This window comes from Bacillus sp. ABA4_010 (assembly GCF_056159105.1).
This window is the reverse complement of sequence record NZ_JBSWUN010000003.1, coordinates 3,022,051-3,044,818: the sequence shown is the minus strand read 5'-3', so window position 1 is coordinate 3,044,818 and position 22,768 is coordinate 3,022,051. Positions and strand designations below refer to the sequence as shown.

The window sequence follows — 22,768 nt, the reverse complement described above, 5'->3', positions numbered from 1 at the left end:
CTGATTGTTTCATAGAGGAAAAGGGAGATTTTTTAAAACACGAGAAGGGTGATGGGTGTTGACGTATCAAAAAAGATTATCGCTGCTTGTCGGTTTGGATTCGTTCATTGTTTTTAGTTCTGTTTATATTAGCTATTTTATTTTGCATCCGTATTTTAATATTTTCACCGCCAAAACATTGTTAATCAGCTCGCTTAGCTTGTTTATTACACACCATGTTTTTGCTCATATGCTGCACCTTTATAAAAAGGCATGGGAGTATGCAAGCATCGGAGAGCTTTGGGCCATTTTTCAAGCGGTGTCCAGTTCGATTGCCGTCACAGCTCTTATTCAACTAATGGTTTTCCAAGATGTTTACTTCCGGACACTCTTTATTACATGGCTCATGCATATTTTATTTATCGGCGGTTCACGCTTTTCATGGCGCTTATTCCGCGATACTTATTTCACGAAGACGAAAGAAACGAAGAACAAGCGCACATTAATCATCGGAGCGGGGGCCGCAGGAACGATGGTCGCTCGTCAGTTAAAGCAAAATGTTGAAAGTAATTTGCAGCCGGTTGCTTTTGTTGACGATGATGTGAAAAAACAGAAGCTCGAAATTATGGGCATTCCTGTTGTAGGCGGAAAAGAAGTTATTCAGGCGGCCGTTAAAGAATTAAACATCGAACATATCGTCATTGCCATTCCGTCCTTAAAAGCGAAAGAGCTTGAAGCGATTTATTATGAATGTGCAAAGACGAAAGTCAAAACGCAAAAGATCCCAAAAATTGAAGACATTATGCTTGGAAAAGTGTCCGTCAATCAGTTCCGTGACGTGCAAGTGGAGGACTTATTAGGGCGTGATCCAGTGGAACTTGATACAAATGGTATTTCGGAAACGATTACGGGAAAAACGGTTCTTGTTACAGGAGCGGGCGGCTCAATCGGTTCTGAAATTTGCCGGCAAATTAGCGGCTTCACACCGAAAACGCTCATTTTGCTTGGACACGGTGAAAACAGCATTTACGCCATTGAACTGGAGCTTCGCGCTCAATACAATGACCAAATTGAAATTGTGACGGAAATTGCGGACATTCAAGACCGCCATAAAATGTTTGCCATTATGGACAAATACCGTCCGAACGTCGTCTACCATGCAGCGGCACATAAACATGTTCCGCTTATGGAACGCAACCCGGAAGAAGCGGTGAAAAACAACATCTTTGGCACGAAAAACGTAGCCGAAGCGGCGGATACATTTGGCATTGATACATTTGTCATGATTTCTTCCGACAAAGCAGTCAACCCAACGAACGTCATGGGTTCAACAAAACGTTTTGCGGAAATGCTGATTCAGCAATTAGCGAAACATAGTGAAACGAAATTCGTCGCGGTTCGTTTCGGCAATGTACTCGGAAGCCGCGGCAGTGTAATCCCGCTCTTTAAACAGCAAATCCAAAAGGGCGGACCTGTTACGGTGACACATCCAGAGATGACCCGTTACTTTATGACCATCCCTGAAGCGTCAAGACTAGTCATCCAAGCAGGAGCGCTCGCAAAAGGCGGCGAAATTTTCGTCCTCGATATGGGCGAACCCGTCAAAATCATCGACCTTGCGAAAAACTTAATCAAGCTATCCGGCTATACAATCGAAGAAATCGGCATCAAATTCAGCGGCATCCGCCCAGGCGAGAAAATGTATGAAGAACTGCTGAACGACAACGAAGTTCACCAAGACCAAGTATTCCCGAAGATTCATGTAGGAAAAGCGGTGTTGTTGGAGCAGGAAATTTTACAGCGCTTCATGACTGAATTTGAACGGATGAGTAAGGAAGAGATGAGAGAACGATTGTTGGGGATTGCGAATAATAGGGTAGCGGTTAGCCGTTAGCTATTAGTTATTAGGAAAAGCTAAAAGCCGTTAGCGATTAGCCATTAGCTATCAGCTATTAGGAAAAGCTAAAAGCTGTTAGCGATTAGCCATTAGCTATTAGTTATTAGGAAAAGCTAAAAGCCGTTAGCGATTAGTCATTAGCTATCAGCTATTAGGAAAAGCTATTAGCCGTTAGCCGTTAGTTATTAGCTAAAAGCTAAAAGCTAAAAGCTAGGGACTAGAGGCTAGTAGCTAAAAGCTAAAAGCTAGCAGCTAAAAAGGAGCGATTTTTGAGTGTACGATGGTGGTGTACATAAGTTGCTCGTTTGGAGAAAAGCACATGAATTGGTGTTGAGGGTGTATGAACTGACGAAGGATTTTCCGCGGGAGGAGCAATTTGGGTTAACTTCACAAATGAGAAGAGCTGCGGTGTCAATACCAAGTAACATAGTGGAAGGAAAAGGTCGTGGTACGAGTAAAGAATATAAACGGTTTTTACTCATATCACGAGGATCACTGGAAGAACTTAAATATCCACTATTACTGTCCAAAGACTTAAAATACGTGGATGAAACAACCTATGCAACTATCACTCAATTAACGGATGAAATAGGTAGGATGTTGAATGGATTGGTTAGGAAGATGGAGTAGCGATTAGCCATTAGCCATTAGCCATTAGGTGTTAGGAAAATCTAAAAGCTAGTAGCTAAAAGCTAGCGGCTAGGAGCTAGTAGCTAACAGCTAAAAAAGGAGACGAAACAATGAAAAAAGTAAGAAAAGCGATTATTCCCGCAGCAGGATTAGGAACGAGATTTTTACCAGCAACGAAAGCTATGCCAAAGGAAATGCTGCCAATTGTGGATAAGCCGACGATTCAATACATTGTTGAAGAAGCGGTTGCATCGGGCATTGAAGATATCATCATCGTCACAGGAAAAGGAAAACGAGCGATTGAGGACCATTTTGACCACTCTTTCGAGTTAGAAGAAAACCTCATCCAAAAAGAAAAATTCGACTTACTCGAAAAAGTGAAAGAACCGTCCAAGGTCGACATTCACTACATCCGCCAAAAAGAACCGAAAGGCCTTGGCCATGCCGTCTGGTGTGCCCGTAAATTCATTGGCGATGAGCCATTTGCTGTCTTGCTCGGTGATGACATCGTTCAAGCAGAAAAACCGTGTTTACGCCAGTTAATGGATGAATACGAAGCAACACTTTCTTCTGTCATCGGTGTTCAAACAGTTAAACCGGAAGACACGCACCGTTACGGCATCATTGATCCAACTGAACAAAACGGCCGTCGCTACAAGGTTAATCATTTCGTAGAAAAACCGAAACAAGGAACCGCTCCTTCCAATCTAGCAATTATGGGGCGCTACATTCTCACACCGGAAATCTTCATGTTTTTAGAACAGCAAGAACTCGGGGCGGGCGGAGAAGTGCAGCTAACCGATGCCATTCAGAAACTGAACGAAATTCAGCGTGTCTTCGCTTACGATTTCGAAGGAACACGCTATGACGTCGGAGAGAAAATGGGCTTCATTCAAACAACGATTGAAATGGCCCTGCAAAATGCAGAGCTAAGAGACGAACTGCTTCAATACTTACAAGAAACAGTCCAACAAACATTCGTTGGGAATAAATGATCAAACAAATGAATCACGTTTAAAAGACGAATTAATTCCAATCTTTTAAACGTGATTTTAGGTGATGTCTCCTTACCATTATCAACGGAGGCACTCGGCCATACTGTGGGTAGCAATACCTTAGACACAAACAGTTGTCAGTAGTGTGGTGTGAGGTGGGGTTAGATGCCCTGTTTTTTTAATTGTTAGCTATTAGCCGCTAGCTGTTAGGGGAGAGAAGATTAGACTCTAAACAGCTACTTTCTAATGAACGAAGTGCTAAGCGAAATTTTTTCGATTGAATAGTTAGTAGCACTAAGAAGAAAGTAGTTGGAGTTTTGTTCTCTTCATTACCTAAAAGCTAAAGGCTAATAGCTAACAGCTAACAAAGTTAATGGATATAGGGAGAAAGATAGCTTGATTAAATTCTGTATATAATAGGAAGAAACTCGGTTGAGGTAGTTAGAAAAGTACCACTTTTTCTCATGATATTTGGATACAGGGGATAGACAATGTGATTTGAGTATGTGATGTAGATTTCATTTAGTAGTTTAGCAGTTGATTGGAATGAAAATAAAAAACTCCAATTAAGTCCTAATTTACTAAATAACTTTTCAAGGAGGGTTAATGAATATGTACTTGAAGATAAAGAGACTCATTGACATCATCTTATCTTTTATAGGACTTATCGTTTTATCACCACTTTTTCTCGTGTTAATTATTGCGATTAAGATCGATTCAAGAGGTCCCGTTCTATTTAAGCAAAAGCGTGTAGGAATTAACAAAACACATTTCAGCATATTAAAATTCCGTACCATGAGCATAGATACGCCGAAGGACACTCCAACTCATTTATTAGAGAATCCGGATCAGTATATTACTAGGATGGGTAAGTTCTTGAGAAAAACTTCACTTGATGAGTTACCTCAGATTTGGAACATCTTTGTTGGACAGATGAGTATTATTGGTCCTCGACCAGCCCTATGGAATCAGTACGATTTGATTGCTGAACGTGATAAGTATGGTGCTAATAATGTTCCACCAGGGCTAACTGGCTGGGCACAGATTAACGGGCGTGATGAGCTTCCGATTGAGGTTAAGTCCAAGTTGGATGGAGAGTACGTTGAAAGAATTAGTCTCTGGATGGATGTAAAGTGCTTCTTTGGCACCATCGTTAGTGTTGTAAAAAGTGATGGTGTTGTTGAAGGTGGGACTGGAACTACAGCGAAGAAAGAAATCGTGAGTAGTAAGGAGAGTATTTCTAAATGAAAAAAATACTTATAACTGGTAAAAACAGTTATGTGGGTACGAGCCTGGAGAAATGGCTTGGAAACGATCCTGAAAGATATTCAATAGATTCTATTAGTTTAAGAAATGATTTGTGGAAGGAAAAAGACTTCTCAGATTATGATGTGGTGTTTCATGTGGCTGGGATAGCACATATAAAGGAAACGAAAGAAAACGCAAATCTCTATTATAAAGTGAATCGTGACTTGGCTTATGAGGTTGCTCAAAAGGCAAAAACTGAAGGCGTTAAGCAATTCATATTTTTAAGTTCTATGAGTGTTTATGGAATCGAAAGTGGTGTTATTGACAAAGATTCCCTCCTCAACCCTAAAAGTAATTACGGGAAATCTAAGCTCCAAGCTGAGAAATTGATTACAAGTTTAGAAAACACCACATTTAAAGTTTCTATTATACGCCCTCCTATGATCTATGGTAAAGATTGTAAAGGTAACTATCCAAGACTGGCTAATTTAGCAGTTATAGTACCTTTTTTTCCTAGTATAGAAAACATACGTAGTATGATTTATATCGATAACCTATGCGAATTTATAAGATTATTAATTGATTATTGTGATAGAGGATTATTTTTTCCTCAAAATAAAGAATACGTAAAAACGAGGGTTTTAGTAAAACTAATTGCAGAGGCACAAGGAAAACGATTGTGGCTAATAAAATGGTTAGATCCAATAATAAAGTTTCTTATCAGTAAATTTAGCTTATTGAATAAGATCTTTGGTAGTTTAGTTTATGATAAAAGTTTATCCATATATAAAGAAGATTATAATATTAAGGGTTTTGATAACTCAATAAGGATTACGGAGAAGAGTTCATAATGAAGAAGATATTATTTGTAGCAACAGTAGTTAAAAAACATATCAATGTATTTCACATACCTTACTTAAAATGGTTTAAAGAAAATGGTTATGAAACGCATGTATGTGCAAAAAATGATTTCGAGGATGAAGAAAAAGTTGACATACCTTATTGTGATAAATATTATGACCTTTCATTCGAAAGGTCACCTTTTAAAAGAGCTAATTTAAATATTTATAAAGAGCTTAAAAAAATAGTAGAAAATAATAATTACGATATAATTCATTGCCATACTCCTATGGGAGGAGCACTTACTAGATTAGCAGCGAAGAAATCTCGAAAGAATGGAACAAAAGTTGTATATACAGCACATGGATTCCATTTTTTTAAAGGAGCTTCATTCAAAAACTGGTGCATTTTTTATCCTATAGAAAAGTGGTTATCAAGATATACAGACTGTTTAATTACTATAAATCAAGAAGATTATGAAATTGCAAAACGAAAATTTAAGACAAAAAGTATAAGATTGGTTAAGGGGGTTGGAATCAATATAAATAAATTTAAACCTCAAACTGAAGAAATTAAATTAAATTTACGTAAAGAATATGGATATAAAGATAAGGATTTCATATTAATTTATGCAGGAGAACTTAGCTATAGAAAACATCAAGATTTATTAATAAATACAATCAGTCAACTTAAAGAGTTTTCTGATATAAAACTTTTACTTGTGGGTTCAGGAGATTTATTAAATCAATATCAACAACAGGTAAAAAGGTTAGGAATAATGGATAAAGTCGAGTTTTTAGGTTTTCGTAATGATGTTAATAAACTTATGGTGTTATCCGATATTGCGGTTTCCTCATCAAGGCAAGAAGGGCTTCCAGTAAATGTAATGGAGGCGATGGCTACTGGACTACCCCTAGTTGTAACTGATTGTAGAGGTAATAGAGATCTTGTGAAGGTTAACAAAAATGGGTTTGTGGTAGGAATAAATGATATTGAAGGTTTTGCTTCCAAGGTTGAAGAGTTATATCAAAATCGGAAACTAAGACAATTATTTTCTCAAAGAAACTTAGAATATGTTCAACAGTATTCGTTAGAAAAGGTTTTGGATGCTATGGGAAACATTTACAAAAATTTAGACCATATTGAATAACCAATGAAAGAATACTTTTTATAAAAGAAATCTTAAATGAAAATGAGTAGAGAACATATTTGGTAGGAGAGAATGTTTTGAGAGTACTTCATATTATTAATCACTTAGGTTCTGGCGGGGCGGAAAAATTAATTTCAGAGTCTTTACCATTAATGAAAAGGGCTACTGATATTGAAGTAGAGGTTTTGGTGTTAAATGATGAAATTAATGTATTTGGAGAAAATTTGGAGAGATATGGAATTAAAGTGAAATCTGTTGCTTTTAAAAAGATATACAGCCCATTAAATGTCTTTTTCATAAAAAATTTTATTGTAAAAGGTAATTATGATATTGTTCACGTACATTTATTTCCTTCACAACTTTGGGCTGCTTTAGCTGTAAAACTATTAAGGAAGAATAAACCCAAACTTATTACAACGGAACACAACACTCATAACAGAAGAAGAGAAAAACACTTTTTTAAACTATTAGATAAGGCAATGTATTCGAGTTTTGATAAAGTTATATCAATAAGTGAAAAAACACAGATAAAATTAATATCATGGTTAGATTTAAAAGATTATGAAAAAGATAAGTTTCAAATAATAGAAAATGGAATAAACACAAAGAAATATAGAGATGCAGAACCCTATTCGAAATCAGAATTTAGCAGTGAATTTACTGGGGAAACCAAGATTATTTGTATGGTTGGTAGATTTACTCCTCAAAAAGATCAAAAAACTTTAATTAAAGCCATGAAAAATTTACCGGAAAATACTCATTTATTATTAGTTGGAGAAGGTCAGTTACAAAAACAATGTCAAGAATTCACAAAAGAAATAGGCCTTGAAAACCGGATTCACTTTTTAGGGTTTAGGAATGATATAGAGAGAGTACTTAAATCGTCAGATATTATAGTTCTATCTTCGGTGTGGGAAGGATTTGGATTAGCGGCGGTAGAAGGAATGGCTGCAGGAAAGCCTGTAATAGCAAGCGATGTTTCAGGGTTAAGAGAAGTGGTTAAAGGTGGCGGTCTATTATTTCATAGTGGAGATTATGTAGATCTTGCTATGAATATTAATATCTTGATTCAAGATGAGGAAAAATATAATAAGATTGCAATAAATTGCCGAAATAAGGCATTACTTTACGATATTAATAACATGGTTGAAAAATATATAAAAGTATATAAAATTACTTAGACAGATTTGGTTAGATCTTTATTAGGGATAATAATCAACTCTTGAAAGGGGGATATACATTGAGCTATAAATTTACAGTTTTTACACCTGTATATAATAGGGAGGATTTAATAGAAAAACTATATGAAAGCCTCTTGATTCAAACTTATAATAACTTTGAATGGGTAATTGTAGATGATGGTTCAACAGATAATATCGATGAAAAAGTTAAAAAGTTTAATTATGAAAACAAAATACCAATAAAATATGTTAAACAACCAAACGGGGGTAAACATAGAGCTATAAATAAGGGATTAGATATATCTGAGGGTGAGCTCTTTTTCATTGTTGATAGTGATGATTACCTTAATAGTAACGCACTTGAGGTCCTCAGTTCAAATTGGGATTCAATTAGTAACAAAGAAGAATTTTGCGGTGTTTCTGGTTTAAAAGGATACAGTAATACAGAAATAGTAGGAAACACAAATAGTGACTATATATTAGATTGTAGTATCTTAGATTATAGATATAAAAGAAGTATTAAGGGAGACAAAGCGGAAGCATTTCTTACCAGGATTCTAAAAGAAAATAAATTTCCAGAAATTGAAGGTGAAAACTTTATTACTGAAGCTATTGTTTGGGATAGACTTGGAAAAAAATATAAAATGAGATGGGTAAATGAAATCATCTATATTTGTGAATATTTAGAGGGTGGGTTAACAAAAAAATCCACATCTATAAGAATTAAAAATATAAAAGGAACATTATTGTACTATGAAACACTGATAGGATATAGTATACCAATTTCATACAAAATAAAGGGTTTTATTAATTATTATAGGTTCTTGTTTCATAGTAAACTACCTAAAAGGAAATATGGACTTAATGCTACTCTCTTTTTAAACACTATTGGCATTATAGGAGGTTTTGTTATGTGTAAATTAGATAATTTTAAAATGAAAAAAATAATTTAATATATTGGTTTTCTATTGTTGCAAAGGAATTGAATAAATTTCAGATAGACTGGAAATTTATAGTTGAATAAAAAATGATACTTTTGACAGCAAAGTAAGGAGTAAAAAAATTGCTTATTTATGTAATCATAGCGACTTTCCTATTTATGGGATGTTTTTTTTCGGGTAAATATAATGATATTTATTATAAATTCTCTTTAATAATACTCTTTATTTTTACAGCTTTTAGAGAAATTAATTTAGGTGGATGGGATACTGAACATTACCAAATATTCTTTAATTATCAAGTTCCAATATTAACGGACATATTTAGTTATAATGCTGATTATGCATATGGGTATGCTCTATTTAATTCTATTGTCAAATCAATTTTTGATGATTATAGATTTTATCAAGTAATATATACTGCTTTATCAATTTTTTTGCTAAGTGTTGTCATAAAGAAACTCCATCTTTATAAATTTGAACGTAATTTATTTTTATTTATCTATTTTTGTTATGGTTTTTTGTGGAATAACTTTGTATTGCTACGACAGAATATTGCAGTATTACTAATATGGATTATACTATTAACTATTTTTGATAAGTCCGTTAAGAGTTATTTAGGGATTTTAATTTCATGGCTATGGCATAAGTCATCATTAGCTAATATATTGGTTTATCCTATTTTGAAGTTAATGAGACGGGTTCCAAAGCGAAAAATGTTATTCATAACAATTATAATTTCCGCAGTTTTTTTCGTTCTATCAAAGCCTATTTTTAATTTGCTAGCAAATATATTCTTGGTTTTTTCAGGACCTAAATTCAGCGAATATATCCAAATAGCCACAAATTCGCAAGGGATAAATTTAGTAAATTATATAATGATGTGGGGGTTTCTTATTATTTTTTATTTAAAGTATAAAATAATAAATAATCCACACAAGGAAGTTTTGTTGTATTCTGCCTTTATTGTTATGATTCTAGGATCAATAAATATAGATTTTGTTGGTAGATTCGTTGAGTATTATATGATTTCAATGTATGTAATCTTAACAATTAATAATCAAGTATTTTTAAAAAAAGATAAATATTTGTATATTCTAGGAATCTACTTTCTTTTTATCGTAATATTGATAAGGTTTTTATACACTTTTAGTGATGGAGAATTGTTGAATTATACTACTTTCTTCTTTAATTAAAAAATGATTATATTCAATATTAAATTAATATAGATTTGTGGAGGTGACGACGACATGAAGATAAGTGTTATTGTACCTGTTTATAACGCGGAAAAGTATTTAAAAAAGTGTTTGAACTCGTTGGTTTGTCAGACGTTCACTGATTTCGAAATAATATTAATAAATGATGGTTCACTAGATGGAAGTGGGGAGATTTGTGATTATTTTAAAAATAATTATTCAAATATAGTTGTTGTTCATAAAGAGAATGGTGGCTCCGCAAGTGCACGAAATATAGGGTTATCGATAGCTAGAGGAGAGTTTATTGCTTTTGTCGATGCAGATGATTATGTGAAAAATAATTTCTTAGAAAGACTAATAAAATTAGCTACTAATTATAACGCTGATTTAGTGGAATGTTCTTTTGAAATAGTAAAAAATACTGACGAAGTTAAAAGTGTGGTATCTGATAAGACTTTTAATATCCAACGTGTGGATAATATTGAAATGTTAGAAGCTTTCTGTAGTAAAAACGGATATCTAAAATCAGCTGTATTGTGGAATAAATTAATCAGAAAAGAAGTATTAGATGGTCTTAGTTTTATTGAAGGAAAGGGTATTGATGATGAATATTTAATTCATGAGATTCTGTATAAATCTAAGGTATCTATTGTTACAGATGAGATATTATATTTTTACTATTTATCAGAAGGAAGTCAAATGAGAACTGGATATTCACTTAAGGCGTTGGATAGTATAGATGCGATTGAAAGACAACTAAAATTCTTTGAAAAAATAAATAATCATCATTTATATAATATGCTTCTCTACCGTTACTATAGTACTATTCTTCACAATTATTATTTTATAAAAAAGTATTATAAAAATGAAAATGAAATACTGCAAGAATTAAAAAGAAAGAGAAAATATCTTTATAAAGCGTTAATAATTAATGAGACACCCTTTAGGGATAAAGTTTTTTTGCTTATAAAACGTTATTTACCATCACTAATGTATTTAATGAAAAGACAGAGAGGATAATAATTTAATGAAAAAAATAGGGATTTTAACTTTTCAAAATGCAAATAACTATGGTGCTGCATTACAAGCATATGCTTTGAAAAATGTAATTGGAAATGTATGTGAAATAATCAATTATAATAATGAATATTTTAACCCTAAAAAAGAAAAAAGTCTTAAGAGAAAAATAATAAAAGGCTTTTATAATAAACAATTAAAAAGAAGAGTTAATAGATTTCAAGAATTTCAGAAGCAATTCTTAGTGGGAAATCAATCAATTATAACAGATAGTGATTTGAAGAATATTAATGAGAAATATGACCTTTTTATTACTGGTAGCGATCAGGTCTGGAATTTAGAAACTTCAGGCAATAATACAGCATATTTTTTGGATTTTGTAGATGATTCAAAGAAAAAAAATTCTTATGCAGCTAGTTTCGGATCCGATAATTTGAGTGATAATAATCTTAATGTATCTAAAAAGCTTCTTAAGGATTTTAAAAATATTAGTATCAGAGAAAAAAGCGGACAGAAAATTATAAAGGAACTGACTGGACAAGATGTTCCGGTAGTTTTAGATCCTACGATGCTTTTATCACAATCAGATTGGAATAAGATGATAGATAAACCTCTAATTAAGAAAAAGTATGTACTATTATATACAGTTCTAAATGGAGATAAAATTGTAGAATATGCAAAAAATTTAGCAAATTCAATGGGAGCAGAGCTATATTGTATAACTTCATCTCTTAAACCGCAATTTGGTATTAAATGTATTCGTGATGCGGGACCATTGGAATGGTTAAATTTAATAAGTAATGCTGATGCTGTTGTGACAAACTCATTTCATGGATTAGCATTTTCATTAATTTATAATAAACAGTTTCATGTTGAGCTTTTACCACCTCCACATCAAACTAATGCTCGTTTAAAAGAGCTATTAGAGAATGTGCAATTAACAGATAGAATCATAAATATTGATGAAAATAATGTAAAACAAACTAGAATTGATTATAATAATGTGAATTTAGTATTGCAAAAAAGGCGTCAGGAGTCTTTGGATTATTTACATCAAGTGATTAGTGAATAATTGGAAAGTAATGTCTACTTTTCCGGAAGGTGATATTTTATGTTTTTAATGTTAAAAAAATTATATGCGTTAATTAAGCAATTTGGCCTAATATTTGCAATTAAATATTGTGTTTATAAATTTTCAAAACAAGATGAAAAGTATATAGCATTATTATGCTCATATCTTAAAAAATTTGAGCAGCCAATAATTGATAAATACAATTCTATGCCTCCTAAAGATAGTACTCTAGCTAAGAAAGATAAGGTGCCTGTATGGGTCTGTTGGTTCCAAGGGGAAGCAAATATGCCTGAACTTTGTAAGCTCAATTATAAACAGTTAAAAAAAATGTTGCCTGAAAGTGCTCAGTTACATTTAATAACATTGGATAATTATAAAGAGTATGCAAATATTCCAGACTTTATTATGGAAAAAGTTAAGTGTGGTAAAATTTCATATACTCAATTATCAGATATCCTTAGGTGGACATTACTCGCAAAATGGGGAGGTTTCTGGATCGATTCGACAATCTATTGTGCTAAAGAGATTGATGAAGAATTTCTATTAAACCCTCAATTTTGGTCGATTAAATTAGATAAGGTTTTTGATCCTAATTATATAGGTCAGGTTGTTTCTAATTGCCAGTGGAGCGGATTTATGCTAAAAGATAATTCTAATTCTTTGCTAGTTAATTATGTGTTGGAAGCAACATTATTATATTGGGAAAAACATGATACTATTATTGATTATTTTTTACAAAATTTACTAATAAGAGTTGCTTATGAAAATATCGATTCTATAAGAGAAACGATAGATAACTTAAATGTAAATAACAAAAATGTTTATGACTTGCATTTAATAATGGATAAGGAATTTGAACGAGAAAGATATGATAGTTTAGTAGAAAATTCAACATTTTTTAAGTTAACTTGGAAACAAAAATATAAAAAAGTTACTAATGAAGGAAAACAAACTTTTTACGGATTCTTAGCTAGATTAGAAGATACGGAGTAAGTCCAATGATAATTAATCGTTCTAGGAATGCATTTTTGAATATTATATGGGGTATTCTAAATAAAACTATTAATATTATACTACCATTTCTTGTTAGGACAGTAATTATATATGTTTTAGGAGCTGAATACTTAGGATTAAATAGTCTTTTTATTTCTATTCTTCAAGTTCTGAACTTGGCTGAGTTGGGCATCAGTTCTGCAATTGTGTTTAGTATGTATAAGCCAATAGCCGAAGATGACCAGAAAACTATATGTGCACTTATGAATTTATATCGAAAATTATATATGTTTATTGGGTGTGCAGTATTAATTATTGGATTATTTTTAATGCCATTTTTAAATCATTTTATTAGTGGTTCCTATCCGGCGGATATTAATTTACAAATTCTATATTTAATTTACTTGTCAAATACGGTTATTGGCTATTTTGTTTTTGCCTATAAAAGTGCCTTGCTAAACGCTCATCAAAAAAATAGTATAATCAGTAACATAAATTCAATAATAACTTTATTGCTAAATTTTGTCCAAGTTATCATATTAATTGCTTTTGAGAATTACTATATGTTTATTATTGTAATGCCGATTTTTACGATAATAAATAATATCGGAATTGCTATTTTGGTTAATAAAATGTTTCCTCAGTATAAAAGCAGAGGAAAACTTAAAAAAGAAACAATTCAGGATATTAAACAAAAAGTAAAAGGTTTGATGATTACAAGAATATGTAATACTAGTCGGATTGCATTCGATAGTATTTTTATCTCTTCATTGATCGGATTAACGGCAGTAGCTATTTATAGTAATTACTATTATATAATGGCAGCTATATTGAGTGTTTTATCAATAATCACCAATTCCTTGACTGCTGGCGTTGGAAATAGCATGGTTTTAGATAGCGTTGAAAAAAACTATAATGATATGCGGAAATTCAATTTTATATATTCCTGGATAAGTGGAATATGTACTGTAAATTTGTTATGTTTGTATCAGCCGTTTATGAAGTTATGGGTGGGAGAAAGTATGATGTTTCCTTTCTCAATAGTAGTAGCGTTTTGTACTTATTTTTATGCTATGACGCTTGGCGGTATACGTGCTATTTATCATGATGCGGCAGGACTTTGGTGGGAAGCGAGATATCGTGCAATTATTGAAACGGTTCTGAACGTAGTATTGAATTGGATTTTAACTTCAAAATTTAGTGTATTAGGTACTGTGACAGGCACTTTAATTTCTTTACTAATAATTAATTATGGTTATGGCACACAAATTATATTTAAATATTATTTTAAAGGCTATAAACTTAGGTATTTTTTCTTAGATCATCTGTGGTATACATTCATAATTGCGATTAGTTGTGTTATAACTTATTTCTGTACTATTTTAATTCCAGATAGAGGAGTTTTAACTTTAATAATTAAAGCGATTATATGTTTGATAATTCCGAACATTATTTATTTTGCAGTTTATAGGAATAATAAATTGTTTATTCAAAGTAAAGAATTTTTTATAAGAATTATTCAACATAATAAAATCGGCAATTTCAGTTTCAAGAAAAAAGCCAATTTGTAACTTGTTATATCTTTTTACTATCAGTGTTTTCTCCCATATAGTGTCATAGGTAAGTTTAAACGGAAGTGTTTTAATATTAGGACATCTTCTTTACCTCAGGAGTGCTTTTTATTTATTTAATTTTACCAAGAGAAGTTTGTGTAATCAATGGTTGTAAAATACTCAATAACAACGATTTTAAATTCCCCAAAAATAACAGATAATCGTTTCGAAACAAACATCAAAGATGGAGTTGAAGAAACGATGCTGAAGATTGGGGAGTTTTTTATGATTAGAGAATTATTTCAGAAAGGGTGGACGAAAACAGCCATTGCAGAAGCAACAGGCTTCGATCGTAAAACGATCAGCAAATATCTAAAAAGCAGTCAGTTGCCGGAACGCAAGGAAACTGATGTAGACGTCAAGTCGAATTTTACACTTCTGCTGAAAATATCCCTTTCCGATTTCTCATACGATGACTCTCCTCATCTGCTTCACCATGAATGATTTCCACACGATGAAGCAATCGATCCAAAATGGCAGTGGTAATGCCTTGATCACCAATTAAATTGCCCCATTCATCTGAACTTTTATTTGAGGTTAGAATGATCGAACTTCGTTCGTATAGATGATTGATTAAATGAAAAAATAAGTTTGCTTCCCTCTGGTCTATCGCCATGTACATCAAATCATCTATGATCACTAAGTCAGCACTTCTGAGACGTTTGAGTTGTACCTTTGATTTGTTCAGATATTCTTCTGTCTTTAAGAGCTGTACAAGCTCACCCATTGTCACGAAGTAAACATTGAATCCTCTCTGAACAGCTTCTAGTCCCAGTCCAATTGCTATATATGTTTTACCAATGCCAGGTGGACCTAATAATATTAAGTTGTATTGCTGCTCTAGCCAACTTAACTCTCTGAGTTGTGTTAACTGACGGGCAGTCAGAACACTTTGACCTTTTAGTTCAAATTCATCTAATGACTTCACGAAAGGGAAGCGCGCCCATTTCATTCTTCTTACTAGACTTTTCGCTTCACGTTTGTCTAGTTCATATCGCGTTATGGACTCCAAAAACTCTAAATATGTCCAGGAAGCCTTTTCAGCCTCGCGAAGAAGCTGTGGTAGCTCCTCAGCGGTTTCTGATAAGCGTAACTGACGAAATTGATCCTGCAGTTCTTTTACAGTTTTATTCATCATGCGCGACCTCCCAAAATGCTTGTATACGTATTTAAGGATCGGGTAGAGGCCTTGATACCAGAATGTTTTGCTCGTTTAGAATAAAGAGGTTCTATCTCCTGTACAGACTGATGATTCGATGTATGAAGATGATGTGCAATATCACGAAAATCGTTAGCACTATACAGCTTTTCTGCCGAGCATTTGGTCATCACCGTATCAATAAACGCTGGATACTGTTGAATTACCCGATGAATGATGGCAAACTGATCCCGCCGATACCTAGGGTATCTTTTACTGATCTCATCCAAATAGGCAGTTGCTTGAGCGTGATTTTCAAACGAGGAAATCAGACGTTGTTTAAACTCTTCCATTCCTTTTGAGCGATCACGAGTGTGATTGCGATTTTGGATCAGCTTTCCTTTCTCTAAGCTAATTTCATGCTCGGCAATGATTTCATCTTCTGCTTGTTTTCGAATCACGAGCGTTTGTTGCTCGCCATTTTTAATTTCAATCAAGATAATATTCTCAGAATTTGTTTGATAAGTCCCAAGTGGGACGGAATAACGGTTTGACTTGTAGCGAATCGTGTTGTCCTTACTCACGCTTCTTGTTATACTTGAGTTATTGGTACTTTCATATGAAAGTAGTGAAGAGACTGGCTGTAAGTGTTGCTTTTCGAGGAGAAACACTTCTGCTGGTCTTTTTTTCGTTGTTTGATGAACTTGATGGTTCCCGGTACGCTGGAACCATTGTAATGCCCGATGATTCCAATCCTCTATGTCGCTGAACACGCGACTGTCTGCGAAGTTGCCTTTTATATACTTAACGACATTTTCAATCATGCCCTTAGATTCCGGGTCAGCTCTTCTGCATAAGTGAACGTTAAACTTACGTTCATTCACATAACTTTGAAATTCAGCTGTTAAAAGCAGCTGGCCCGCATTTTCGCTGACTGTGATCAGGTGATCTTGATCATATACAATCTCTTCTGGACGTCCCCCATAAAATTGAAACGCGTGTTCATGACACCGGATCGCATCTCTAGTAGTGAAAGGGCGTGTCTGCCATTCCATATATTTATGCCTTGAGTGCGCGAGTGCAAATGCAATGAAGTATAGCTTAATCTCTTTGTTGGTAGTGGTCTTCTGTTTCGTTTCTCCCCAATCCACCTGGAGTTGTTTACCCATCGGTTGTTCAGGAACTGCTTCATATTGCCGAACAATTACTTTCTTCTCAATATCATAGATTTCCCTGACTTCTCTTACATAGGATCTTACAGTACTTTCACCAACCACTAGTTCAGGATACCTCTCAAGCAGCCAGTCAAGAATTTGTGCAGCACTTAGGTGCGGGTATTCTTCTAACCAGGCGAGTATCCAGTCTCTATAACCATCTAATTTCTTTTTTCTCCCATGAGGTTGTTCTGTAAAAGCTTTTGCTTCATGAAATGTCATGTCTAAATATTTGTAGACAGTTGGTCTAGAAAACTTAAGTTCTCTAGCGATCTGAGATACTTTAAATCTCCGTTTATGTAATTCCTGAATCTTCACATACAACACTAATTTCTCCTCCAAAATCCTAACCTCCAGCAAAATAACGTTGTAAACTATTTTACTAAAGTCTTAGGCTATTCGAGCAAAAGTGTAAAATCCAATCAAGCAAATGCTGTCAATTTTATTCTAGCGTTTACAACTGATAAGCATAAAGAGAGTAAGCTGGAACCTTATAAGCCCTACATCCTTCAACGAGTTAAAGAAGGAACAACTAACTGTGTTGTACTGTTAGAGGAGATTCAAGCGATGGGTTACGAGGGAAAGATGACGATTCTAAGAGATTTTGTTCGTCCTCTTCGTCAACTGTTAATGACACCGTAAAATGTCCACCAATTGACGTGAAATTTTGTCCGTAAATTGACGGAAACAGTGACAAAAGAGTAAGGGAAGCAGTATAATTCTTAGCTTCCCTTTTAAACTGAGTATCTATATTAATTTAATTTTGTAAGTTTGACCTTTTCTTAAGGTTAATTCTACACCTTCCGAACCCATTACTATATACCACTGTCCTCCAAATTCTAGTCGACAAAGAATCTCTTCGTTTTCACCCATACAAAGTATGAACCATTTATCGGAATCGATCATATGCCCCGTATCACCTTCGGTGACCAACCAGTAGCCTAATGTATTGTGATATCTCATTGACAGCCAGTTCCGTTTCAAGCTAGTTTCCCTTGAATAACATGTTTCAGCATATGATCATCAATGATACGGCGTCCATTTTGAGCCCCATACAGGAGGCTGTGTGTACATACTTTATTAATAAGTCTTGGAGTTCCACCAGAAAATCGATGAATTTCTTCCAAAGCACCATCCGAAAAGATTTGTTGGTTAACTCCTGCATATTCTAGATGTCGTGAGACATAAGCATCTACTTGTGCTCGATCATAGTGACTTAATTTGAACTGAATATCTATTCTTTGGCGTATAGCTGCGTATGATTGAAGACATAGACGATCCCATAATTCACTTTGCCCCACAAGAATAAGGGCCATCGGGCTTTGTGCATCCATCTTAAAATTGAGTAAAAATCTTACCTCCTCAAGCATCTCACGATCTAAAAGGTGTGACTCATCAACCACGACGACTGGCTGAATTCCATAAATACCTCTCATTAGCTCAATTTCTCGATGAAGCTGCCGTTTGCCATCACCTCTATAAAACTTTGCCTCCGATCCTAGCTGTTCTAACAAACCTTTATAAAAATGCCTAGGGGTTAGTTTTGAATCCGATAAATAAAGCACGTGAAATTTTCCTTGATCAAGGCCATCGACAAATTTCCGAATCGTCGTTGTTTTCCCTGTACCACAATCCCCAGTTAAAACGGCAAATAACTGCCTTTCTGCCGTATACTTTAATCGGCCTAACACTTCTTGCCTTGTAAATGAATCATAAAGTTGAGTAGTAGGAACATCTCTTGTAAAAGGGGGATGTTCCATTCCATAAAAAGCTTCAAACATGTTCACCATCCTCCTTCCAAACAGCATGGAAAGAAACAGCTGGAGCTTGTTCAATTTTTCTTTCTTGATGTTTTTGTTCGGCAGCTTTTAATAACCTGGAAGAATCAGCTTCATGTGTTTGGAGATGTGAAGGCAATGTTGGACGCTTTCCGGACCTTTCTCCAATCACAAGCTTTTTGGCTTTCCAAGAGGAATATCCCTCGTATTCAATAGTTAACTCCTCCAAATCCGCAGGATCATAGACAACATCTACCTGACGTCCAATAAATGAAAGACCAACTTCATATTTTTGATCCATAAAACGAATGCATCCCGATTTATCTACTTTCCTTGTCTCGCAATGTAAGAAAGCATTAGCTAATATATCTGGGTTAATAAAACGAAGTGCTTTCTTGTCGCTTCGAAAAGCTGTTTCTGGACTGACATTCTCTCCCAGCCCCGAGTCGGGCTTACTTTGATAACACTCGGATAGCCATACTTGAAAGAGTTCATTCAATCGGTCTAAAGTATTTGGTTTTTCGAGAGCCACTTCCCCTAAGAAGGAATCTACCACTCTATTAAAACGTTCTACCTTTCCTTTTGATTCAGCTGAATAAGGCTTAGCGAAAATAAGTCTTGTACCCAACTTGGAACAGGTGCGGGACATCCATTTGGTTCGATACTGTTTTCCGTTATCAAAGTAAACTGCTTCAGGAACGCCGTATTTTTGAATGGTATTTCGAAAAGCATCCTCGATAATCCTCGAATCAAGGGTAGGATAGAAGGCTCCGTGACGAATAAAACGAGTCGCATCGTCAATTATAGCCACTAAGTAAACCTGCTTTTTCGTGCCATTTGGTCCAATTGGCAGATAAGGTCCAAATTTAATGTCTGATTGCCACAGCTGATTACGATGACGCTTTTGAAATTGTCTAGCAGCTACTCCTGTTTGAGAGTATAGCTTCATTTGACGAGTACTATATCCTCTTTCGGTTAATTTTTCCTGAAGAGTAGAACGTTTTAATTGGTCAGGTTCTGCTAGACCCTCCCACTCAAGAATTTGAATGATTTGTACGACACTTCTACTAGGAACTTCTTTTCGAAGGAGAATCGCTTGTTCCAATAAATGTGATGGAATAGCCTCTGATTTACTTTTCCCTGAAATGCCTTTTGGTAGTAATCCTCCAAAGCCCTCGTTACGATACTGTGCAAGGTAACGTTTAATCGTCCTTTCAGAAAGACCACTGACTTTACAAATTTGGTCTTTCAGTTCTTTTGCTTTTCCTGCATCTAGCCCTTCCGTTAAAAGAGGGGCAATGAGCTGAAATCGTTGTGCCGCCATTTCTTCTGCCTTTTTTTGATCTCTCATGATAACACTCCTCTACATATGTGATTATCATGAGTGTAAATCAGCTATCTTCGGACAAGAATGCGGAACGGGTATGTAGCCACAAATTAATATTCACAATCGGACGGACAATTCTCTCCAGCCATCTGGCGGCATTCCCCACTAATCGTCCTATTCTTTGAAGTGCAGTCTCTGAATTTGCGGACGTCAAATTCAAAGGGAGCATTTCCTGTTTAGTTCGAAGCAGAATGGATATGAGGCAATTAGTCCAATAATCTACAAAACGATTAAACCACTCAAACCAACGAAATAGGGTAGATTCATCAGCTGGAACATCATGAGTAGAAGGGTTCGATAGAACCAATTCTATGCACTCTGACTCATATCTCTTATATGGAACTAAGAAATCTGGTAATTCATGATGAATCCGACCGCATTGATCACAACACAATCGCCGAATATTATATACTTTTGTCTCTCGAGATCTTTCTTTAGATTTTCTATCTCTAGTACCAATTACGCTCATGCTTTTCCCGCAACAAGGAGAAGAAATCCTCCCCGCACCTCTAACCAAAAACTCCTGTAAAGGTATTTTCAATAAGTTGGTAATCTAATACAATAACCATAGTTGATTTTTATGAGGGGACGTCTCCCGTATATCTGTAGATATACATGATGGGAGGCGTCCTTTTTCTTTCTCCAGAATTATAAATATCTAAATATTTTGAAATATATATAGATATTATAATCGTCTAATCCCGGACAGGCAATACCGTCAACTTTTGGTCATTTTGGGATAGTAATAACACCTCCCCTTACATCACCCCCATGTCTTCTGTATAATAAAACACAAAAGATTCCAAATTTCCTAAATCGATTGATATAAAGCTAACAATTTGCCTTCATGAAGGAGTGTCCTCATATGCCGCTAACATCCATTACCAATTCAGAGAAAGTTGTAAAGTTACTAGAGATTAATAAGTTGTTGACGAAGTCCCTTGATATTACGACGGTTTTGCAAACGCTTGTTCAGGCAGCTGTTGATTTAACGGATGTGTCTGATGCGAGTATTCTTTATTTGTATGATCCTGTTGATGAGACATTGAAAATGGCGGAAGCGGTTGGGGTTGATGTGGGGATGATGAAGAACATCGCGTTTGCCCCAGGTGAATCGTTGACGGGAAAGGCCTTTACGGAGAAGAGGTCGCTGTTATTTGCGCAGCGTGATGAAATTCATGTGAATATGGCCACGATGACCGAGCGAAATTATACTTATTACTTTCAAGGTGTGCATGAACGGCATGTGCGAAGTGCGTTTTGTGTGCCGCTTATTTATCAAGAAAAGTGCCTCGGTGTTCTCGTTGTAGATAATTTTGAAAATGATGGGTTTTTCACCGAAGATGATATGAAAGTAATTGAAATCATTGCCGATCAAAGTGCGATTGCCCTTGTTCATTCCGACCTTTTTCAAACTTTGAAGGAAAAAAACAATCAGCTAGAGCATTCATTAGAGATTCATCATAAGTTTACGAAAATCCTTTTGGAGGGTGGCGGGATTAAAACGATTTTATTTCTTGTCTCGCGCATTCTTCAGACGAAGGTGACTTTTCATGAATGGAACGTAACTGAAACGGATTCTTATACATATCCCATCATTCGCGGGAAGGAAGTGTTAGGGTATATTCAACTGGAGAAACAAGTGAGCACATTAACTTCGCTGGAGATGGTGGCGCTTGAGCATGCGGGGACGGCGATTGCGATGGAGCTTGTGAAGGAAAATGCCTTATATGAAAAAGAGCTGCATTTCCGCGAAGAGGTGTTTCAGCAAATGATTGAAGGGGCTTCGTTAGAGGAATTAAAACGAATCGCCAAACAATATAGATGGGACCCGAATGGAATGTTTGCTTGTCTTGTGTTAGAAGGAAAAACGTCACCGCTTTGGATGTCAACGGTGGTGATGGATAAAGAACGGTTTGTGAAATCGATTGAAAGCTTGAGCCAATCTATCGCCCAATCTAGCTTTACGTTTACAAAAGCTTATCAAACGATTATTGTCACACCGATCGTCACAGAGGATGTACTTGATAAAATGGCGCAATCGATTGACCGGAAATGGGGCGGGAAGCTAGAGATTGTGTATGGGCTTGGACGAAAGGTGTCGATCAGTCAGCTTCGTGACTCGTACAGGGAAGCGTTGGAGGCTGTTCGTTATGGCAAGACGGCCCTGCATGAGAAGTTTATCAATTATTCAAAGCTTGGCGCGGAACGGTTATGGCAGCAAGTGGATCGAACGGTGCTAGAGTACTATGTTCAAGATAAGTTGAAGCCTCTCCTGTTAATGGAGCCTGAGTATATGGAAACGCTTGGGAACTTTATTGAGTGTAATCGAAACCATAAATTGACCGCTGAGAAATTACATATTCATCCGAATACGCTCTATCATCGCCTGAAAAAAATCGAAAGAGCGTTACAGGTTTCGTTTGAACAGGAAACGAATTGGGTCAATGTTGTATTGGCTTACCGTATCTATGTGTCTATCCACAACGTTTAAGGTGAAAC

The 22,768-nt window shown here is 35.1% G+C and carries 19 protein-coding genes and 2 pseudogenes; 16 read left to right on the top strand and 5 right to left on the bottom strand.

Annotated elements, in window-relative coordinates; genetic code table 11:
- Positions 1-58 precede the first annotated feature (58 nt).
- The 14 genes and pseudogenes from ACXAEO_RS16260 to ACXAEO_RS16195 form a co-directional block, all read left to right on the top strand.
- Entirely contained in the window at positions 59-1,873 is a 1,815-nt protein-coding gene (locus tag ACXAEO_RS16260) for a polysaccharide biosynthesis protein (protein WP_474884232.1), read from the top strand.
- 276 nt (positions 1,874-2,149) lie between these two features.
- On the top strand, positions 2,150-2,506 hold the full coding sequence (locus ACXAEO_RS16255) for a four helix bundle protein (RefSeq protein ID WP_474883004.1): 357 nt from the start codon (positions 2,150-2,152) through the stop codon (positions 2,504-2,506).
- A gap of 110 nt (positions 2,507-2,616) precedes the next feature.
- On the top strand, positions 2,617-3,501 hold the full coding sequence (gene galU, locus ACXAEO_RS16250; RefSeq protein ID WP_474883002.1) for a UTP--glucose-1-phosphate uridylyltransferase GalU: 885 nt from the start codon (positions 2,617-2,619) through the stop codon (positions 3,499-3,501).
- 612 nt (positions 3,502-4,113) lie between these two features.
- On the top strand, positions 4,114-4,749 hold the full coding sequence (locus ACXAEO_RS16245; RefSeq protein ID WP_474884230.1) for a sugar transferase: 636 nt from the start codon (positions 4,114-4,116) through the stop codon (positions 4,747-4,749).
- Complete coding sequence (locus ACXAEO_RS16240; protein WP_474883000.1) at positions 4,746-5,600, top strand: NAD-dependent epimerase/dehydratase family protein; 855 nt, start codon at positions 4,746-4,748, stop codon at positions 5,598-5,600. Before ACXAEO_RS16245 ends, ACXAEO_RS16240 begins: the two co-directional genes overlap by 4 nt.
- A complete protein-coding gene (locus ACXAEO_RS16235; RefSeq protein WP_474882996.1) occupies positions 5,600-6,739 on the top strand; it encodes a glycosyltransferase family 4 protein in 1,140 nt (379 codons plus the stop codon). Before ACXAEO_RS16240 ends, ACXAEO_RS16235 begins: the two co-directional genes overlap by 1 nt.
- A gap of 77 nt (positions 6,740-6,816) precedes the next feature.
- Positions 6,817-7,920 (top strand): glycosyltransferase, encoded by a 1,104-nt coding sequence (locus tag ACXAEO_RS16230; protein WP_474882994.1) that lies wholly within the window; start codon positions 6,817-6,819, stop codon positions 7,918-7,920.
- 59 nt (positions 7,921-7,979) lie between these two features.
- Positions 7,980-8,873, top strand: a complete 894-nt coding sequence (locus tag ACXAEO_RS16225; protein ID WP_474882992.1) for a glycosyltransferase family A protein — start codon at positions 7,980-7,982, stop codon at positions 8,871-8,873.
- Between the two features lie 110 nt (positions 8,874-8,983).
- On the top strand, positions 8,984-10,054 hold the full coding sequence (locus ACXAEO_RS16220) for an EpsG family protein (protein WP_474882990.1): 1,071 nt from the start codon (positions 8,984-8,986) through the stop codon (positions 10,052-10,054).
- Between the two features lie 54 nt (positions 10,055-10,108).
- Positions 10,109-11,074, top strand: coding sequence for a glycosyltransferase (locus ACXAEO_RS16215; RefSeq protein WP_474882988.1), 966 nt, complete (start codon positions 10,109-10,111; stop codon positions 11,072-11,074).
- Positions 11,075-11,081: 7 nt separating this feature from the next.
- Entirely contained in the window at positions 11,082-12,143 is a 1,062-nt protein-coding gene (locus ACXAEO_RS16210) for a polysaccharide pyruvyl transferase family protein (protein ID WP_474882987.1), read from the top strand.
- A gap of 39 nt (positions 12,144-12,182) precedes the next feature.
- Positions 12,183-13,136: a capsular polysaccharide synthesis protein gene (locus ACXAEO_RS16205; RefSeq protein WP_474882985.1), complete on the top strand. Its 954-nt coding sequence runs from the start codon at positions 12,183-12,185 to the stop codon at positions 13,134-13,136.
- Positions 13,137-13,141: 5 nt separating this feature from the next.
- A complete protein-coding gene (locus ACXAEO_RS16200) occupies positions 13,142-14,707 on the top strand; it encodes a lipopolysaccharide biosynthesis protein (RefSeq protein ID WP_474882983.1) in 1,566 nt (521 codons plus the stop codon).
- Between the two features lie 243 nt (positions 14,708-14,950).
- A pseudogene (locus ACXAEO_RS16195) lies at positions 14,951-15,094 on the top strand (helix-turn-helix domain-containing protein); the annotation flags it as partial.
- Between the two features lie 25 nt (positions 15,095-15,119).
- Here ACXAEO_RS16195 and istB read toward each other — a convergent pair.
- Positions 15,120-15,884, bottom strand: coding sequence for an IS21-like element helper ATPase IstB (istB, locus tag ACXAEO_RS16190; protein WP_474884227.1), 765 nt, complete (start codon positions 15,882-15,884; stop codon positions 15,120-15,122).
- A complete protein-coding gene (gene istA / locus ACXAEO_RS16185) occupies positions 15,884-17,428 on the bottom strand; it encodes an IS21 family transposase (RefSeq protein WP_474884226.1) in 1,545 nt (514 codons plus the stop codon). Before istA ends, istB begins: the two co-directional genes overlap by 1 nt.
- A gap of 138 nt (positions 17,429-17,566) precedes the next feature.
- On the opposite strand from istA, the pseudogene ACXAEO_RS16180 reads away from it, so the two are divergent.
- A pseudogene (locus ACXAEO_RS16180) lies at positions 17,567-17,725 on the top strand (IS21 family transposase); the annotation flags it as partial.
- Between the two features lie 356 nt (positions 17,726-18,081).
- Here ACXAEO_RS16180 and ACXAEO_RS16175 read toward each other — a convergent pair.
- The 3 genes from ACXAEO_RS16175 to ACXAEO_RS16165 are packed head-to-tail and all read right to left on the bottom strand — an operon-like array spanning position 18,082 to position 20,783.
- Positions 18,082-18,882, bottom strand: a complete 801-nt coding sequence (locus tag ACXAEO_RS16175; RefSeq protein WP_474882980.1) for an ExeA family protein — start codon at positions 18,880-18,882, stop codon at positions 18,082-18,084.
- Positions 18,875-20,230, bottom strand: coding sequence for a DDE-type integrase/transposase/recombinase (locus ACXAEO_RS16170; RefSeq protein ID WP_474882977.1), 1,356 nt, complete (start codon positions 20,228-20,230; stop codon positions 18,875-18,877). The genes ACXAEO_RS16175 and ACXAEO_RS16170 overlap by 8 nt, the downstream gene beginning before the upstream one ends.
- Before the next feature lie 40 nt (positions 20,231-20,270).
- Positions 20,271-20,783 (bottom strand): DUF6431 domain-containing protein, encoded by a 513-nt coding sequence (locus tag ACXAEO_RS16165; protein ID WP_474884223.1) that lies wholly within the window; start codon positions 20,781-20,783, stop codon positions 20,271-20,273.
- 348 nt (positions 20,784-21,131) lie between these two features.
- Between ACXAEO_RS16165 and ACXAEO_RS16160 the strand changes: the two genes are divergently transcribed.
- A complete protein-coding gene (locus ACXAEO_RS16160; RefSeq protein WP_474882975.1) occupies positions 21,132-22,760 on the top strand; it encodes a helix-turn-helix domain-containing protein in 1,629 nt (542 codons plus the stop codon).
- The last annotated feature ends 8 nt before the right edge of the window (positions 22,761-22,768 follow it).

Coding starts and splice junctions, on each gene's coding strand:
- ACXAEO_RS16205 (WP_474882985.1), top strand. CDS start 12,183: ATGTTTTTAATGTTAAAAAAATTATATGCGTTAATTAAGCAATTTGGC.
- ACXAEO_RS16175 (WP_474882980.1), bottom strand. CDS start 18,882: ATGTTTGAAGCTTTTTATGGAATGGAACATCCCCCTTTTACAAGAGAT.
- ACXAEO_RS16200 (WP_474882983.1), top strand. CDS start 13,142: ATGATAATTAATCGTTCTAGGAATGCATTTTTGAATATTATATGGGGT.
- galU (WP_474883002.1), top strand. CDS start 2,617: ATGAAAAAAGTAAGAAAAGCGATTATTCCCGCAGCAGGATTAGGAACG.
- ACXAEO_RS16235 (WP_474882996.1), top strand. CDS start 5,600: ATGAAGAAGATATTATTTGTAGCAACAGTAGTTAAAAAACATATCAAT.
- istB (WP_474884227.1), bottom strand. CDS start 15,884: ATGAATAAAACTGTAAAAGAACTGCAGGATCAATTTCGTCAGTTACGC.
- ACXAEO_RS16170 (WP_474882977.1), bottom strand. CDS start 20,230: ATGAGAGATCAAAAAAAGGCAGAAGAAATGGCGGCACAACGATTTCAG.
- ACXAEO_RS16245 (WP_474884230.1), top strand. CDS start 4,114: ATGTACTTGAAGATAAAGAGACTCATTGACATCATCTTATCTTTTATA.
- ACXAEO_RS16210 (WP_474882987.1), top strand. CDS start 11,082: ATGAAAAAAATAGGGATTTTAACTTTTCAAAATGCAAATAACTATGGT.
- ACXAEO_RS16160 (WP_474882975.1), top strand. CDS start 21,132: ATGCCGCTAACATCCATTACCAATTCAGAGAAAGTTGTAAAGTTACTA.
- ACXAEO_RS16215 (WP_474882988.1), top strand. CDS start 10,109: ATGAAGATAAGTGTTATTGTACCTGTTTATAACGCGGAAAAGTATTTA.
- ACXAEO_RS16240 (WP_474883000.1), top strand. CDS start 4,746: ATGAAAAAAATACTTATAACTGGTAAAAACAGTTATGTGGGTACGAGC.